Source organism: Phycicoccus sonneratiae (assembly GCF_016887965.1).
GTDB lineage: Bacteria > Actinomycetota > Actinomycetes > Actinomycetales > Dermatophilaceae > Phycicoccus > Phycicoccus sonneratiae.
Genome location: NZ_JAFDVD010000003.1, coordinates 321,742 through 337,370, shown reverse-complemented (window position 1 = coordinate 337,370; position 15,629 = coordinate 321,742). Strand labels below are relative to the sequence as shown.

The following is a 15,629-nucleotide window of genomic DNA, read 5'->3' as shown; positions in this document are numbered from 1 at the left end:
CGTCGGGGTCCCCGGGCCGGTGCGTGGCCGCGGGCGGCCTACCGTGGAGGGATGACGACGCAGCAGGGTCCGGCCGGCGCGGCGACGCGCACCGAGCGCGACACGATGGGGACGGTCGAGGTCGCCGCCGACCGGTACTGGGGCGCGCAGACCCAGCGCAGCCTCGAGCACTTCGACATCGGCCGCGACACCTTCGTCTGGGGCCGGCCGGTCGTCCGCGGCCTCGGGCTGCTCAAGAAGGCGGCCGCGCTGGCCAACGCCGAGCTCGGGCTGCTCCCCGACGACGTGGCGCGAGCGGTGGTCGAGGCCGCCGACGAGGTGGCCCGCGGCGACCTCGACGAGCACTTCCCGCTCGTCGTCTTCCAGACCGGGTCGGGCACGCAGTCGAACATGAACGCCAACGAGGTCGTCGCCAACCGGGCGATCGAGCTGCTCGGCGGGGTGCTCGGGTCGAAGGAGCCGGTGCACCCGAACGACCACGTCAACCGCAGCCAGTCGAGCAACGACACCTTCCCGACGGCGGTGCACGTCGCGGTGGCGCTGGAGCTCGCCGAGCGGCTGCACCCGGCCGTCGACGCGCTCTGCGAGGCGCTGGACGCGAAGGCCGCCGAGTACGCGGACGTCGTCAAGGTGGGGCGCACCCACCTCCAGGACGCGACGCCGGTGACCCTCGGACAGGAGGTGGGCGCCTGGGCCGGGCAGCTGCGCGAGGCCCAGGCCGACGTGCGGCACGCGGGGGAGCGCGTGCTGGCGCTGGCCATCGGCGGGACGGCGGTGGGGACGGGGCTCAACGCGCCGGCGGCGTTCGGGCCGGCGGTGGCGCGCCACCTGTCGGAGGAGACCGGGCTCGCGTTCCACCAGGCCGACAACCTCTTCGTGCAGCTCGCGGCGCACGACGGGCTCGTGGCCGTGTCGTCGGCGCTGCGGACGCTGGCCGGCGGGCTGATGAAGCTGGCCAACGACGTGCGCTGGCTGGCGTCCGGGCCGCGGACGGGCATCGGCGAGCTGCGCATCCCCGAGAACGAGCCGGGGTCCTCGATCATGCCGGGCAAGGTGAACCCCACCCAGTCCGAGGCGATGACGATGGTCGTCACGCGGGTCTTCGGCAACGACGCGACGGTGGGCTTCGCCGGGACGCAGGGCAACTTCCAGCTCAACGTCTTCACGCCGGTCATGGCGCACGCGGTGCTCGAGTCGGTGCGGCTGGTCTCGGACGCGTGCCGCTCGTTCCGCGAGCACTGCGTGCTGGGGCTGGAGGCCGACCGGGGGCGCATCGCCGAGCACCTCGACGCCGACCTCATGCTCGTCACCGCCCTCGCGCCGCACATCGGGTACGACGCCTCGGCGGCCATCGCCAAGCAGGCGCACCGCGACGGGTCGACGTTGCGGGAGGCGGCGCTGGCGTCGGGGTCGGTGTCGGCGGAGGACTACGACCGGTGGGTCGACCCCGAGGCGATGACTCGCCCCGACTGACCCCGCCGTCAGCGCGGTTCGAGGTGAAAAGGGACCCTGTGACGGTCGGCTTTCACCTCGAACCGCGGGAGGGCACGCCGGGTCGAGGTGAAACCCGACCGGGATCGGGTCGCCGTTCACCTCGAACCAGCGGAACGGCGGTCGGGTCAGTCGGCGAGGAGGCCGCGCAGGTCGTCGGCGGTCAGGGCCCGACTGAGGGCCGCACCCTCGTCGACGACCTTGGTGAAGAGGTCGCGCTTGCGCTCCTGGAGGGCGATGACCTTCTCCTCGACCGTGTTCCGCGACACCAACCGGTAGACGTTGACCGGCTTGGTCTGCCCGATGCGGTGCGCGCGGTCGATGGCCTGGGCCTCGGCGGCGGGGTTCCACCACGGGTCGAGGACGAAGACGTAGTCGGCCTCGGTGAGGGTGAGGCCGAAGCCGCCGGCCTTGAGGGAGATGAGGAAGACCGGTGCCTCGCCGTCACGGAAGGCCGCGATCCGGTCGGCGCGGTCGCGGGTGCGCCCGTCGAGGTACTCGTAGGCGATGCCCTCGGCCTCGAGCCGCCGGCGGACGATGCCGAGGAAGCCGGTGAACTGCGAGAACACGAGCGCGCGGTGCCCCTCGCCGGCCAGCTCGGTGACGTGCTCGACGAGCGCGTCGACCTTCGCCGAGTCGGCGAGCCCGACGTACTGCTCGTCGACGAGCGCGGGGTCGAGGGAGAGCTGGCGCAGCGCGGTGAGCGCCCGGAGCACCGCCATCCGGTTGCCGTCGAGGTCGTCGATGAGCCCGAGCAGCCGCTGCCGCTCGCGCTGGAGGTGCCGGTCGTAGACCGCCCGGTGCCGCGGGTGCAGGTCGACGGTGAGCACCTGCTCCTGCTTGGGCGGCAGCTCGGTGGCGACCGACTCCTTGGTGCGCCGGAGCATCAGCGGGCGGATGCGCCGACGCAGCGTGGCCAGCCGGTCGGCGTCGCCGTCGCGCTCGATGGGATTCGCCCACTGCTCCTTGAACGCCCCCGGCTTCGGGTGCAGCCCCGGCGCCACGATGGACAGCAGCGACCAGAGATCCATCAGCGAGTTCTCCAGCGGCGTACCGGTGATCGCGAACTTCGCTCTGGCAGAGAGGCGCCGGACGGCCTGGTAGGTCTTGGCCTGGTGGTTCTTGACGAACTGCGCCTCGTCGAGGACGACCGCGCCCCACGGCCGTGAGCGCCACTGTTCCTCGTCGATGCGGGCCACCGTGTACGACGTGATGACCACCTGCGCGTCCCCGATGGCGGCCGCGAGGCTGCGGCGGTCCTTGCCGCGGGTGCGCTCGACGACGGCCGTGCGCAGCGAGGGCGCGAACCGCGCGGCCTCGCCCGCCCACGTGGACAGCACCGAGGTCGGCGCGACGACGAGCACCGGGTGCTCGAGCTCGCCGAGCTCGTGGGCGCGCAGCACCATCGCGAGCATCTGCACGGTCTTGCCGAGACCCATGTCGTCGGCGAGGACCCCGCCGAGGCCGCAGTCCCAGAGCATCGAGAGCCAGCGGAACCCCTCGACCTGGTAGGGCCGCAGCGTGGCGTCGAGCCCGGCCGGGACCTCGGCCGGCGCGAGGTGGCCGCTGTCGACGAGGCGGCCGACCGTGCGCGTCCAGCGCTCGCTCTGCTCCTCGACGACCCCGAGCGCCGCGAGCTCCTCCCAGAGGCCGACGTGCACCGCCGAGATGCGCAGCGGGTCGGAGGGCTTGTCCTGCAGCGAGCGCGCCTCCTCGACGAGCCGGCGCAGCGTCTCGAGCTCGGGACGGTCGAGGGCGAACCACGTGCCGGAGTCGAGGATGAGGTGCTCGTGCTTGCGCGCGATGGCCTCGATGAGGGGCGCGAGCGGCACGTCCTCGCCGGCGACGGTGACCGAGATGTCGAGGTCGAACCAGTCGGTGGCCGCGCCCGACCCGCCGCCGGACCCGTCGCTCGTCGAGACCTGGATGAGCGGGGCCTCGTCGACCTCGGTGTACTCGGCGACCTCGCCGTGGACCTCGACGTCGAGGAACGGCAGCTCCTCGAGGACCGGCAGGAGGTGGCTGAACCCGACCGTCGTGAACGCGTGCAGCCGGACCTCGGGCACGAGGTGCGGCTGGTGCGCGACGACCTGCCAGAGGGCGTCGAAGTCGGCGACCTCGGGGACGCCGTGCAGCTCGGCCTCGAGCCGGCGCTCGGCCGAGCGGTCGCGCATCGGGTCGGGCTCGTCGGAGCCGAGCGCGACGTGCACGCCCCTCGTCCCGCCGTACCGGAAGCCCCACGCGAGGTGGGTGCGGTGGCCCGGCTCGACGGTGACCGCGAGGTGCAGCCGGGGCGGGACGGCCTCGGGGAGCTCGAGCTCTGGGGAGAGGCTGCGCACGCGGGCCTTGCGCCGCAGGCCGGGCAGGTGGGTGACGGTGAAGCGCGCCCAGTCGGCCTCGGGGACCTCGACGACCCCGAGGTCGAGGAGCCGCTGGCGGGTGCCGTCGAGCGGCTCGGTGAGTGCGCCGAGGACCAGGGTGTCGTCGTCGCGGAGCCAGAACCCGGTGGCCGGCGAGCCGACGAGGTGGGTGTCGGTGCCGGGGCCGACCGGCAGGTCGAGCCGGGGGTGGAGGGCGGCGCCGTCGTCGGTGCGCTCGATGTCGACGACGAGCTCGGCGGGGTCGGGGGCGAAGGCGACCTCGCCCTGGCCGGCGAGGTCGGTGAGCAGGCGCACGCCGGCCCGGTCGGCGGCGCGCAGCAGCTGGACCCATCCGGAGCCGAGGTGGTCGAGGAGGATGGCGTCGGGCATCCGGCCGTAGCCGAAGGCGCGGACCGAGCGGCGGTGGGCGTCGGCGATGGCGGTGAGCGCGTCGATGTGGTCGTCGGGGTAGGTGACGCGGCCGTAGCCGTAGTAGCCCCCGGCGAAGGACTCCCAGGAGACCCCGGTGCGGATCCACGCGCCGCGCACCCCCGGCACGACGGGGCGCAGCCGCAGCTGGCCGCGCCCGGTGTCCTCGGTGAGCCGGGCCCGCCCGGTGCCGGCCGCGGCCGACTCGAGGAGCAGGCCGACCGGGGTGACGTCGCGCGGGACGTCCTCGTCGAGGAGGCCGCCGAGCGCCCGCTCCCACGTCGGGGTGGGCGGCTCGTCGGGGAGCGGGGCGGGCGAGAGCTCGCGGACGCGGGCCGCGACGGCCACGGCGTGCTTGCAGTCGCCGGAGACCGGGCACGAGCACTGGCTGTGCCAGCGCCGCAGCGGCTGCCGGCCGTCCTCCTCGTGCGGTCGCAGGGCGACGCGGGTCGTGTACGTCTCGCCGGCGCTCCCGCCGACCCAGCCGGTGGCGTGCGCGCCGTCGGCGGAGACCTCGACGTCGACGACCCGCCCCTCGCGCGCGTACGCGAGCCCGCGCGCGACGGTGACGGTGCCGCACACCTCGCCGAGCTCGCGGTTGGTCAGCTCGGCGAGGCGGCGCGCGGTGACGACGCGGGCCATCGGCAACCCCTCCTCGCACGGGCGTGGGACCGCCCCTGCTCCGGCGAACCCTGAACACCCCACCGTACGTCGCGACGGCGACATCCGCCGAGCCCGTCCACAGGGTCAGGCGGGCAGGACGAGGGCGAAGACCGTGCCCCGCCCGGCCTCCGACGTCACCTCGACCGACCCGCCGTGCGCCCGGGCGACGGCGTCGACGACGGCCAGCCCGAGCCCGGACCCACCGCTGCCGGACGAGCGCGATCGGTCGACCCGGTAGAAGCGCTCGAGCAGGTGGGGCAGGTGCTCGGCGGGGATGCCCGGCCCGGCGTCGGCGACCTCGACCCGCACCCACCCCGGCCGGACGAGCACCCGCAGCGCGACGGGCGTGCCGTCCGGGGTGTGCCGCACCGCGTTCGACGTCAGCCCGACGAGGGCCTGGGTGACGCGGTCGCGGTCGGCGGTGACGACGAGGTGCTCGGGGGCGTCGAGGGTGACGACCCGGTCGGGCGCGACGACGCGCAGGTCGGAGGCGACGTCGCGCAGCACCTCGGCGAGGTCGACCGGCTCGCGGCGCAGGGCGTCCGGGGCGTCGAGCCCGGCGAGGTCGAGCAGGCCGTCGACGAGGCGTCGCATCCGGGCCGCCTCGTCGCCGATCCGGCGCATCGCGTCGTCGACGTCGGCCCGGCCGCGGTCGTCGAGCGGGCCGGGCTCGCGGGTGGCGTGCAGGGCCGCGTACCCGCCGAGGGTCGTCAGCGGGGTGCGCAGCTCGTGCGAGGCGTCGGCGACGAACCGGCGCATCCGCTCGTTCGTCGCGGTCGTCGTGTCGATCATCGTGTTGAGCGCCTCGCCGAGCCGCGCCGCCTCGGTGCCGGGCGGCCCGGGCGGGACGCGCCGTGAGGTGTCGCCCGCGGTGATGGCGTCGGCGGCATCGGTCATCTCGGCGATCGGCCGCAGCCCGAGCCGGTCGACCCACCAGAGCAGCAGCCCGACGAAGGCCGCGACGACCAGGCCGGTGAGCCCGAGGGTCAGCGCCAGCCGCCGGGTCGTCAGGTCGGCCGAGGTCGTCGGGACGGCGATGACGGCCTGCGCGCGCCCGTTGGCCAGGGGGACGGTGACGACCCGGACGCGGGGCGCGTCGCCGGAGGCGGTGGACCGGCCGGCGGGCGTGAGGACGCGCTCGCCGGGCTCGAGGTCGGGGACGAGGGTGGGGTCGGCCTGCGGGGCGAGGACGGTGCTCAGCCGGCCGTCGGCGCCCATCCGGCCGACGTAGACGTCACTGAGGGCGGCGGTCGCCACCGCGCCCTCGGAGCGCTGCGAGGCGAGGAGGACGGCGCGCGGGTTCTCGGCGAGGGCGCTGATCTGGGCGTCCAGCCGCCCGAGGAGGAAGGCCCGCTGGACGAGGACGACGGTGACGCCGGCGACCACCGACAGGACGGCGAGCACCGCCACCGCGGCGACGAGCCGCCGGCGCAGGGTCATCACGGCTCCCGCACGCTGTAGCCGACGCCGCGGACGGTGTGGACGAGCTTCGGCGGCACGGCGTCGACCTTCTTGCGCAGCGTCGAGACGAAGGACTCGATGATGGCCGTCTCGCCCGCGAAGTCGTACTGCCAGACGTGGTCGAGGATCTGCGCGCGGGTGACGACACGGCCGGCGTTGACGAGGAGCAGGCGCAGCAGGCTGAACTCCGTGGCGGTGAGGTGGACCTCGGTGTCGCCGCGCCACACGCGGTGCTGGTCCTCGTCGAGGACGAGGTCGTGCACCCGGTGGCGGGCGCTCGGGGCGGCGGCCGCGCCCCCGCGACGGAGCGCGACGTGGACGCGCGCGACGAGCTCCTCGAGCGCGAACGGCTTGGTGATGTAGTCGTCGCCGCCGCTCGTCAGCCCGCGCACCCGGTCGGCGGTGTCGGTGCGCGCGGTGAGGAAGAGGACGGGAGCGCTGCTGCCGATGGCGCGCAGGCGGCGCAGGACCTCGAAGCCGTCGAGGTCGGGGAGCATCACGTCGAGGACCACGACATCGGGCGCGGTGCGGGCCGCCGTGGTCAGCGCCTCCTCGCCGGTCGCGGCGGTCGTCACGTCCATCCCGGCGAGGCGCAGGGCGGAGGAGACGAGGTAGCTGATGTTCTCCTCGTCGTCGACGACGAGGACGCGCGGGGCGGGGGTCTCGGCCACGGCGCCCACGCTCCCACGGCCGGCGCCGAGCTGTCTGGAGGAATCCTCGGGACTTGCTGAAAAGCGCGGCCAGTGCCGATCTCCAGCAACCCCCGAGGTTCACGCGCAGTGGTCGCGAGGGTCGGGCTCCACTCTCGTCAACGTCACCGCACCCGACGACCTCTCCAAGGAGCACCCGATGCCCGCCCTCCGCACCTCCCTCGTCGCGCTCGCCGTCGGCGGCGCCGCCGTCACCACCGGCATCGTCGCCACGAGCGCCACCGCCGCTCCGGCACCCGTCGCCGCCGTCGACGCCGTGAGCGTCGCTGCCACGGCCGATGACACCACCCCCCAGGCGAAGATCCACCCCGGTCGCGCCTGGTGGAAGAAGCTGTCCGACACCCAGAAGCAGTGCCTCGAGGACGCGAAGGTCAGCCGCCCGGTCGGCCCGCTCGACGACTCCGAGCGCAAGGCCCTGCGCGACCAGGTCACCGCCGCCGCGCAGAAGTGCGGCGTCGAGCTGCCCTTCCCGAAGGCCCGGGCGTTCTGGAACGACCTCTCCGACACCCAGAAGCAGTGCCTCGACGACGCGAAGGTCACGCGGCCGTGGGGCCCCCTGAGCAAGGAGCAGCGCCAGTCCGTCCGGGCCGACCTGAAGGCGGCGGCGGAGAAGTGTGGCGTCGAGCTGCCGACGAAGCCGAGCAACCCCTCGCCCGCGCCCTCCGCGTCGCCCAGCGCGACCTGAGCCACCCGCCGGGCCTGCGCCCGAGGGGCGCCTCGAGGCCGCGACCTGCCACGACCTTCAGCGACCGACCCCTTGCAAGGGGCCGGTCGCTGAAGGTTCCGGCATCCGGAGAGAAAGTCGGGTCGGGGGTCAGGCGGTGACGTGCGCGTCGGCGACGTCGAGGGCGCGGTCGAGGACGTCGAGCCCCTCGGCCAGCTCCTCGGCGGTCGTCGTGCACGGCGGCACGACGTGCAACCGGTTGAAGTGCGTCATCGGCCAGAGGCCCTCGGCCTTGCACGCGGCCATCAGCTCGGCCATCGGCTTGGCCGCCTCGCCCGAGGCGTTGTAGGACACGAGCGCCTCGTTCGTCGTCGTGTCCTTGACGAGGTCGAGCGCCCAGAACACCCCGAGCCCGCGCACCTCGCCGACCGACGGGTGCTTGGCCCGGATCTCCTCCAGGCGCGGCCCGATGACGGTGTCGGCCATCTTCCGGACGTGCTCGAGGATGCCCTCCTCCTCGAAGATCCGCATCGACGCGACGGCCGAGGCGCAGGCCAGCGGGTGGCCGGAGTAGGTGAGGCCGCCCGGGTACGGGCGGTCGTCGAAGGTCGCCGCCACGCGCGCCGACATCACGACGCCGCCGAGCGGCACGTACCCGCTGTTGACGCCCTTGGCGAAGCAGATGAGGTCGGGGGCCAGGCCCCAGTGGTCGACGGCGAACCACTCGCCGCAGCGCCCGAAGCCGGCCATCACCTCGTCGGCGATCCAGAGGATGCCGTGCTCGTCGCAGAGCTCGCGGACGCCGGCGAGGTAGCCGTCCGGCGGCACGAGGATGCCGTTGGTGCCGACGACGGTCTCGAGCATGATCGCGGCGATGGTCTGCGGGCCCTCGACCATGATCGTGTCGCGCAGGTGCTGCAGCGCGCGTTCGCACTCCTGCTCCGGAGACGTCGAGTGGAACGCGGACCGGAACGGGTACGGGCCCCAGAAGTGGACGAATCCCGGTGCGCCAGGCTCGGACCCCCAGCGGCGCGGCTCACCGGTGGCGAGGATCGAGCCGCTCGTCGCGCCGTGGTAGCTGCGGTACGTCGTGAGGATCTTGTGCCGGCCGGTGTGGATGCGCGCCATCCGCATCGCGTTCTCGGTGGCCTCGGCGCCGCCGTTGGTGAAGAACACCTTGTCGAGGTCGCCGGGGGCACGCTCGGCGATCATCCGGGCCGCCTCGGAGCGCGACTCGTCGGCGAAGCTCGGGGCGATGGTGCACTGACGGGCCGCGGCCTCCTGGATGGCGGCGACGAGCTTCGGGTGCTGGTAGCCGATGTTGACGTTGACCAGCTGGCTCGAGAAGTCGAGGTAGCGCTTGCCCTCGAAGTCCCAGAAGTACGAGCCGGACGCGCCGGCGATCGGCAGCGGCGCGATCTGAGCCTGCGCGGACCACGAGTGGAAGACGTGGGCGCGGTCGTCGCGGGCCACCTGGGCGCCCTTGTCGGTGTCGGGCCGGACGTCGGGGGAGGCGAACTCGGTCATCGCGGAAGGCCTTTCGGTGAGTCGGTCCGGGTCAGCCCGGCAGGGTGAAGATCGTGCGGTGCCAGGCCTTGCGGGCCTCGCCGGTGATGTCGTGCATGACGTGCTTGACGTTGGTGTACTCGTCGAACGAGTAGGCGGACATGTCCTTGCCGAAACCGGAGTGCTTGTACCCGCCGTGCGGCATCTCGCTGATGATCGGGATGTGGTCGTTGACCCACACGCAGCCTGCCGCGATCTCGCGCGAGGCGCGACCCGCGCGGTAGGTGTCGCGGGTCCAGGCGCTCGCGGCGAGGCCGAACTCGGTGTCGTTGGCCAGGCGGATCGCCTCGTCGTCGTCGTCGAACGGCACGACGACGAGCACCGGCCCGAAGACCTCGTCGGTCCAGATCTCGGAGTCGAGCGGCACGTCGGTGACCAGGGTCGGCTCGTAGTAGGAGCCGCGGGCGAGGTCACCACCGGGGGCGCGGCCGCCGGTGACGACCTTCGCGTAGCCGCGGGCGCGCTCGACCATCCCGGCGACCTTGTCCTGGTGGGCGCGCGAGGACAGCGGGCCGAGGTCGGTGGCGGGGTCGGGCGTCGCGCCGATGCGGACCTGGGCGAAGAGGTCGGCGACACCCCGGACGAACGCGTCGTGGACCGAGCGGTGGACGATGGCGCGGGTGGCGGCGGTGCAGTCCTGGCCGGTGTTGATGAGGGAGCCGGCGACGGCGCCGTGGACGGCGGCCTCGAGGTCGGCGTCGTCGAACACGACGAACGGCGCCTTGCCGCCGAGCTCGAGGTGCACCCGCTTGCCGGTGGCCGCGGCGGTGGCCATCACCCGGCGGCCGACGGCGGTCGACCCGGTGAAGGAGGTCATCGCGACGTCGGGGTGCCCGACGAGGTGCTCGCCGGCGACCGGCCCGGTGCCGGTGACGACGTTGACGACGCCTGCCGGGGCGCCGGCCTCGGTGAACGCCTCGGCGAAGAGCAGCGAGGTGAGCGGGGTGATCTCTGCGGGCTTGAGGACGATGGTGTTGCCGGCGGCGATGGCGGGCAGCACCTTCCAGGCGGCCATCTGCAGCGGGTAGTTCCACGGGGCGATCGACCCGACGACGCCGATCGGCTCGCGCCGGATCGAGCTGGTGTGGTCGCCCGAGTACTCGCCGCTGGCCATCCCGTCGAGACGGCGGGCGGCGGCGCCGAAGAACGCGGTGTTGTCGACCGTGCCGGGCACGTCGAACTCGCGGGCGAGGCGGATCGGCTTGCCGGCCTGCCGCGACTCGAGCTGCGCGATCTCCTCGGCGCGCTCGTCGAGGAGGGCGGCGGCCTTCGTGAGGACGGTGGCGCGCTCGACCGGCGTGGCGCGCGACCACTCCGCGAAGGCGGCGTGCGCGGCCGACACCGCGGCGTCGACGTCGTCGGGGCCGGCGAGGGTGACGGTCTCGACCGTCTCGTCGGTGCTGGGGTCGAGGACGTCGAAGCCCTCACCGCTGCTCGCGGCCCGGCGCTCACCGCCGATGTACTGGTGCATGCTCGTGAGCATACGGGGCGCCCCCGCTGCCGGAAAGGGCAGCGGGGGCGCATTCGGGCTGCGGAATCCGTCGCCCGGGCCGGCGACGGCTGCCGTCATCAGTGCTGGTAGGTCCCGTGGATGACCGCCCGGCCGAGCGTCGTGAAGGCCAGGTTGAAGGACACCACGGCGGGGGAGGCGTCGGCATCGACCCCGAGCGTGGGCTCGGAGACGGCGTGCACGACGAGGTAGTAGCGGTGCGGCACGTCGCCCTCGGGCGGGGCGGCGCCCGTGAACCCGGCCTCGCCGCCGTCGTTGCGGACGTGGAAGGCGTTGCCGGGCAGGTCCTGCGTGGCGGCACCGGCGGGCAGGGAGGTCACGTCGGCGGGGACGTCGACGAGCACCCAGTGCCAGAAGCCCGACGGGGTCGGGGCGTCGGGGTCGAAGACGGTGACGACGTAGCTCTGCGTCCCCTCGGGGGCGCCGCTCCACGAGACCTGGGGCGAGGTGTTGCCCTGGTCGGCGACCTGGTCGTCCTTGAGCGGCGCGCCGTCGGTCACGTCGTCGCTCGTCACGGTGAACGACGGGACCGCGGGCAGCATCTCGTACGGGTTCGGGGCGGTCGGGCGCTCCAGGCTCATGCGGTCTCTCCTACGGCGTCGGGGGAGTGCGGTCCCTCGGGCCAACCCCGAGATGTCCCCACTTATTGCGAGTTCCGCCGCTCGACACCCTTGTTGGCCGTGTGTCGAGCGGCCGAACTCGCAACAAGTCGGGGTGGGAGATGCGAACGGGGCGCCGACCGTGGTGGTCGGCGCCCCGTGGCGTGTGCTGCTGCGTCAGCCGTTGACGGCGCGCTTGAGCTGCGCGGCGGCCTTGAAGCCGACCGACGTCGACGCGGCGATCTGGATCTCCTCGCCGGTCTGCGGGTTGCGGCCGGTGCGCGCGGCGCGCTCGCGGGTCTCGAAGCTGCCGAAGCCGGCGAGCTTGACGTCCTCACCCTTGGCGAGGTGCTCACCGACGACGTCGAGCGCCGCGTTGATGATCTCCTCGGCGGCGGACGCGGAGACGTCCGTGCGCTGGGCGACGGCCTGGGCGATGTCCTTCTTGGTCGACATGGGACCTTTCCTGGTTGTCGTTGGTGCTGAAATCCCGACGCTACCGCCGGTTCCTGTCCAGCGGCGTCAACGGTCAGTCTGCCGCGTCCGTTCCCTCCGGCGGCCACCGGTCCCCCCACCCGGCGTGGCGCGCGGCCCGGTAACGCGGGCCCTGGCGCTTGCTGACGACCTCGGCGGCGGCCGTGCCGTCCGCCCGGCAGAGCTCGAGCCGGACCATCCCCTTGCGGGTCACCGGGTGCCGCAGGACGCGACCCCCGGGCAGCGCGGCGGGCTCCCGGCGGGCCACGACGTACGACACCTTCTCGTCCTCGTGGCCCAGGGCGCCGCCCTTGAGGCGGCGGTGCAGTGCGGTCCGGTCGAGGCGCACCGCGAGGTGGCACCAGTCGCCGGCGGCCGCCAGCGGGCAGGCGTCCTCGTGCGGGCAGGGAGCGACGAGGTGCCACCCGGCGCCCAGCAGGCGTTCGCGCGCGGCGTGCACGGCGGCGAAGCCCCGCGGCGTGCCCGGCTCGACGACGGCCACGACGCCCGCCGCCGCGACCGACGCGTCGACGACCCGGTCCGGGAGGTCGCCGGGCAGCTCGCCGAGGACGTAGCTGATGGTCGCCAGGTCGGCCTGCGGCAGAAGGCTGTTCACGGTCAAGTCGGCCCGGGTCCAGCGCGCGCCCGCGACGACGGGCGGTCCGTTGCGTGCGATGCGCGCCCCGAGCGACAGGGCGTCGGCGGATGCGTCGAGCACCTCCACGGAGGCCACCTCAGGGAACGCCTCGGCCACCGCCCACGCGGCCGCACCCGTGCCGCCGCCGACGTCGACGAGCGAGCGCGGGGCCAGGTCGGGTGCGACCTCCATCGCGTACCGAAGCACCCGCGACACGGCGGCGTGGGTGGCCGGCATCCGGTAGGCCGCGTACGCCGCCGCGGACACGGGATCGCGCAGCGCCTGCTCCTCCGGTGGGGCCCCGGAGCGGTACACCTCGATGAGCCGCGCCGTCGCCCGCCGCAGGGCCTCGGCGTCCTCGCCGTCGAGGACCGCCTCGAGGGCGCGGGTCAGCGTGAGGGCCATGGCCGCATCCTCCTACGCTGGACCCGGGCGCCGCGCAGTCGCACCAGGAGGTCGGATGGCCGGACGCGTCCTCGTCGTCGACGACGAGCAGGAGATCCGCACGGTGCTGCGCGCCTACCTGGAGGCCGAGGGGCACCTCGTCACCGAGGCGGCCACCGGTGCCGAGGCCCTGCGCCGTGTCCTGGCCGCCGACGGCACGGCCCCCGACCTCGTCCTCCTCGACGTCGGCCTGCCCGACCTCGACGGCCTCGACGTGCTGCGCACGCTGCGCCGGGACTCCGACGTCTACGTCATCCTCGTCACCGCGCGCGCCGAGGAGGCCGACACCCTCGTCGGCCTCGCGACCGGCGCCGACGACTACGTCACCAAGCCGTTCAGCCCCCGCGAGGTCGTCGCCCGGGTACGCACCGTGCTGCGTCGCCGTCGGGAGACCGCACCCGGAGCCCCGCCGGACGACGGGGTCCTGCGCTTCGACGGCCTCGTCCTCGACCCGCATCGCCGCGAGCTGCGGGTCGGCCGGCGGGAGGTACAGCTGTCGGCGCTCGAGTTCGACCTGCTCCACGCGCTGGTGGCCTCTCCCGGAAGGGTGTTCAGCCGGGCCCAGCTCCTCGAGGAGGTCTGGGGGTACGACTTCTACGGCGACCCACGCGTCGTCGACGTGCACGTCCGCAGCATCCGCCGTGCTCTCGGTGACGACGCCGCCGACCCCCGGCTCGTCGGGACGGTCCGCGGGGTCGGCTACAAGTTCCTCCCACGCCCCGAGGGGGAGCCGTGAACCGCGTCGCCGTCCGTCTCGTCCTCAGCCACCTCGTCGTGGCCCTGCTCGGTGGACTCGCGACCGTCCTCGTGGTCCGGGCCCTGACGCCGGTCATCTTCGACCGCTCGACGGGCATGGGCGCGATGATGATGGGCCGCGGCCCGGGCTCCGGCACGCAGCAGCAGGTGCGCACCCAGGTCGTCGACGCCGTGACCCAGGCGATCGGCATCGGGCTCCTCGTCGGGGTGGTCGCGGCCGCCGGCTTCGGGATCCTCGCGGCCACCCGCCTCGTCCGGCCGCTGCAGCGCGTCGGTGTGACCACGCGGCTCATCGCCGCGGGCCGCTACGACGTGCGGGTCGAGCCGCCGCACGAGGCAGAGCTCGCCGCCCTCGCCGACGACGTCAACACCCTCGGCCGGGCGCTCGCCGAGACCGAGGCCCGCCGCACGCGGCTGCTCGGGGAGGTCGCGCACGAGATGCGCACGCCGCTCACCGTCGTCGACGGTTACGTCGAGGGGATGATCGACGGCGTCCTGCCGACCGGCCCAAAAGAGCTGGGCAAGGTCTCGGACGAGGTGCGCCGGCTGCGTCGGCTCGCCGACGACCTCTCCGCCCTCTCCCGGGCCGAGGAGGGCAGGCTCGCCCTCCAGCCGCGAGCCGCCGACCTCGCCGCGGTCGTCGCGGCGGCGGCCGAACGCCTTCGCCCCCAGGCCGAGGACGCCGGGCTCGAGCTCGTCGTGTCGGCGGACGAGAGGGTCGAGGCGGTCGTCGACCCCGACCGCATCGCCCAGGTCGTCACCAACCTCGTCGGCAACGCGGTGCGGGCCACGCCACCGGGCGGCCGGGTCACGGTCGAGGTCCGTGACGACGGAGGCTCCCGGGTGGTCATGGTCTCGGACACCGGCGAGGGGCTGGCCGCGGACGACCTCGAGCGGGTCTTCGAGCGCTTCTACCGGGTGGCCGAACGACGACGCGAGCGCACCGACGCCGGGTCCGGCATCGGCCTGACGGTCGCCCGAGGCATCGCGCGGGCGCACGGCGGCGAGCTGAGCGCGGCCTCGGACGGCCCGGGCCTCGGGTCACGGTTCGTCCTGCGCCTCCCGCTGCTGCCGGTGCGCGGCTGACGCGTCAGTCGTCGAGCATCGGGCACTCGCCGGAGCCGGTCGAGTCGGCAGCGGTCCCGGCGCCCCAGCGGCCCGTCATCCCACCGCGGCTCCGGCCGGTCGTGCCGTCGGAGGACCGGCGGCCACCCATCATCCCGCCGCCGGTGGCGGTCTCGCCGTTCGCGGCGCCGGTGAAGGAACGGAGGTGCATCCGCGACCCGCGCAGCAGGTTGGCCAGGACGGCGTCCACGTCGCTCGGGAGGTCGGCGGCGATGGTCGTCTCGAGGTCGGCGATGTCTCGCTGCTCGAGCGCCACGCCGACGTCGTACGCGTCGTCGAGCGAGCGCTGGGCCTGCGACCACCAGGTGTCGTAGAGGTCCTGCACGGCGGTGTCGGCGTACGTCCCGGGGGTCGACCCGGCGCTCGGGTCGGCGATGCCGTAGCGGGCGAGGAGCGTGCTCACCGCGTCGAGGTGGCGCTGCTCGCTCGTGGTGATCCGGCTGAACGGGAGGGCGTCGTCGTAGCGGTCGGCGATCGCGGCGTAGAGGTCGCGAGCCATCCGCTCCTCGTCGCTCGCGAAGCGCAGGGCCTCGGTGAGGGCGGGGGTGGCGGTGGCGGCCGCGGTGCTCGTGGCGATGGCGGGGGCCGTACCGGGTCCGGTGACGCCGAAGGCCTGACCGGCGGCGAGCCCGCCGGCGAGGAGGGCGCCGGCCCCGAGGGCGGCGGCAGTGGTGCGGATCGTGCGGTTCATCGTGTGCTCCTCGGTCGTGGACGGGTGACTGCGACCCAGTGAACGGCGT

13 protein-coding genes are annotated in these 15,629 nt (G+C 74.2%); 4 read left to right on the top strand and 9 right to left on the bottom strand.

All coding sequences use genetic code 11. The annotated features are described in order from the left end of the window. Positions 1-51 precede the first annotated feature (51 nt). Positions 52-1,473, top strand: a complete 1,422-nt coding sequence (fumC, locus tag JQN70_RS02355; protein ID WP_204129693.1) for a class II fumarate hydratase — start codon at positions 52-54, stop codon at positions 1,471-1,473. Positions 1,474-1,619: 146 nt separating this feature from the next. Here fumC and JQN70_RS02350 read toward each other — a convergent pair whose 3' ends face one another. The 3 genes from JQN70_RS02350 to JQN70_RS02340 form a co-directional block, all read right to left on the bottom strand. Beyond that, positions 1,620-4,922, bottom strand: coding sequence for a DEAD/DEAH box helicase (locus JQN70_RS02350; RefSeq protein ID WP_204129692.1), 3,303 nt, complete (start codon positions 4,920-4,922; stop codon positions 1,620-1,622). 105 nt (positions 4,923-5,027) lie between these two features. Next, positions 5,028-6,383 carry a sensor histidine kinase gene (locus tag JQN70_RS02345; RefSeq protein ID WP_204129691.1) on the bottom strand — a complete coding sequence of 452 codons (1,356 nt, stop codon included), beginning with the start codon at positions 6,381-6,383 and terminating at the stop codon, positions 5,028-5,030. Continuing rightward, on the bottom strand, positions 6,383-7,075 hold the full coding sequence (locus tag JQN70_RS02340) for a response regulator transcription factor (protein ID WP_307835770.1): 693 nt from the start codon (positions 7,073-7,075) through the stop codon (positions 6,383-6,385). The genes JQN70_RS02345 and JQN70_RS02340 overlap by 1 nt, the downstream gene beginning before the upstream one ends. Positions 7,076-7,253: 178 nt before the next feature. Here JQN70_RS02340 and JQN70_RS02335 point away from each other — a divergent pair, with 178 nt between their 5' ends. After that, positions 7,254-7,799 (top strand): hypothetical protein, encoded by a 546-nt coding sequence (locus tag JQN70_RS02335; protein ID WP_204129690.1) that lies wholly within the window; start codon positions 7,254-7,256, stop codon positions 7,797-7,799. Between the two features lie 129 nt (positions 7,800-7,928). Here JQN70_RS02335 and JQN70_RS02330 read toward each other — a convergent pair whose 3' ends face one another. The 5 genes from JQN70_RS02330 to JQN70_RS02310 all read right to left on the bottom strand — a co-directional run bounded on the left by JQN70_RS02330 (position 7,929) and on the right by JQN70_RS02310 (position 12,969). Continuing rightward, positions 7,929-9,305: an aspartate aminotransferase family protein gene (locus JQN70_RS02330; RefSeq protein WP_204129689.1), complete on the bottom strand. Its 1,377-nt coding sequence runs from the start codon at positions 9,303-9,305 to the stop codon at positions 7,929-7,931. Between the two features lie 31 nt (positions 9,306-9,336). Further along, positions 9,337-10,815, bottom strand: coding sequence for a gamma-aminobutyraldehyde dehydrogenase (locus tag JQN70_RS02325; protein WP_204129688.1), 1,479 nt, complete (start codon positions 10,813-10,815; stop codon positions 9,337-9,339). Positions 10,816-10,913: 98 nt separating this feature from the next. Next, positions 10,914-11,435 (bottom strand): YbhB/YbcL family Raf kinase inhibitor-like protein, encoded by a 522-nt coding sequence (locus tag JQN70_RS02320; protein WP_204129687.1) that lies wholly within the window; start codon positions 11,433-11,435, stop codon positions 10,914-10,916. A 195-nt stretch (positions 11,436-11,630) separates the two neighbouring features. After that, positions 11,631-11,909 carry an HU family DNA-binding protein gene (locus JQN70_RS02315; protein WP_204129686.1) on the bottom strand — a complete coding sequence of 93 codons (279 nt, stop codon included), beginning with the start codon at positions 11,907-11,909 and terminating at the stop codon, positions 11,631-11,633. Positions 11,910-11,982: 73 nt separating this feature from the next. Further along, the gene (locus tag JQN70_RS02310) at positions 11,983-12,969 is read right to left on the bottom strand and encodes a small ribosomal subunit Rsm22 family protein (protein ID WP_204129685.1); all 987 of its coding nucleotides are present in this window, start codon (positions 12,967-12,969) and stop codon (positions 11,983-11,985) included. A gap of 55 nt (positions 12,970-13,024) precedes the next feature. Between JQN70_RS02310 and JQN70_RS02305 the strand changes: the two genes are divergently transcribed. Both JQN70_RS02305 and JQN70_RS02300 read left to right on the top strand, forming a co-directional pair. Next, a complete protein-coding gene (locus JQN70_RS02305) occupies positions 13,025-13,744 on the top strand; it encodes a response regulator transcription factor (protein ID WP_204129684.1) in 720 nt (239 codons plus the stop codon). Then, positions 13,741-14,850, top strand: a complete 1,110-nt coding sequence (locus tag JQN70_RS02300; protein WP_204129683.1) for a sensor histidine kinase — start codon at positions 13,741-13,743, stop codon at positions 14,848-14,850. Before JQN70_RS02305 ends, JQN70_RS02300 begins: the two co-directional genes overlap by 4 nt. 4 nt (positions 14,851-14,854) lie before the next feature. Here JQN70_RS02300 and JQN70_RS02295 read toward each other — a convergent pair whose 3' ends face one another. Next, entirely contained in the window at positions 14,855-15,580 is a 726-nt protein-coding gene (locus JQN70_RS02295; RefSeq protein ID WP_204129682.1) for a ferritin-like domain-containing protein, read from the bottom strand. Positions 15,581-15,629 lie beyond the last annotated feature (49 nt).

What these genes read in the sequence shown, in the direction of transcription:
- fumC (WP_204129693.1), top strand. Translation starts at nt 52, where the DNA reads ATGACGACGCAGCAGGGTCCGGCCGGCGCGGCGACGCGCACCGAGCGC.
- JQN70_RS02350 (WP_204129692.1), bottom strand. Translation starts at nt 4,922, where the DNA reads ATGGCCCGCGTCGTCACCGCGCGCCGCCTCGCCGAGCTGACCAACCGC.
- JQN70_RS02345 (WP_204129691.1), bottom strand. Translation starts at nt 6,383, where the DNA reads ATGACCCTGCGCCGGCGGCTCGTCGCCGCGGTGGCGGTGCTCGCCGTC.
- JQN70_RS02335 (WP_204129690.1), top strand. Translation starts at nt 7,254, where the DNA reads ATGCCCGCCCTCCGCACCTCCCTCGTCGCGCTCGCCGTCGGCGGCGCC.
- JQN70_RS02330 (WP_204129689.1), bottom strand. Translation starts at nt 9,305, where the DNA reads ATGACCGAGTTCGCCTCCCCCGACGTCCGGCCCGACACCGACAAGGGC.
- JQN70_RS02325 (WP_204129688.1), bottom strand. Translation starts at nt 10,815, where the DNA reads ATGCACCAGTACATCGGCGGTGAGCGCCGGGCCGCGAGCAGCGGTGAG.
- JQN70_RS02320 (WP_204129687.1), bottom strand. Translation starts at nt 11,435, where the DNA reads ATGAGCCTGGAGCGCCCGACCGCCCCGAACCCGTACGAGATGCTGCCC.
- JQN70_RS02315 (WP_204129686.1), bottom strand. Translation starts at nt 11,909, where the DNA reads ATGTCGACCAAGAAGGACATCGCCCAGGCCGTCGCCCAGCGCACGGAC.
- JQN70_RS02310 (WP_204129685.1), bottom strand. Translation starts at nt 12,969, where the DNA reads ATGGCCCTCACGCTGACCCGCGCCCTCGAGGCGGTCCTCGACGGCGAG.
- JQN70_RS02305 (WP_204129684.1), top strand. Translation starts at nt 13,025, where the DNA reads ATGGCCGGACGCGTCCTCGTCGTCGACGACGAGCAGGAGATCCGCACG.
- JQN70_RS02295 (WP_204129682.1), bottom strand. Translation starts at nt 15,580, where the DNA reads ATGAACCGCACGATCCGCACCACTGCCGCCGCCCTCGGGGCCGGCGCC.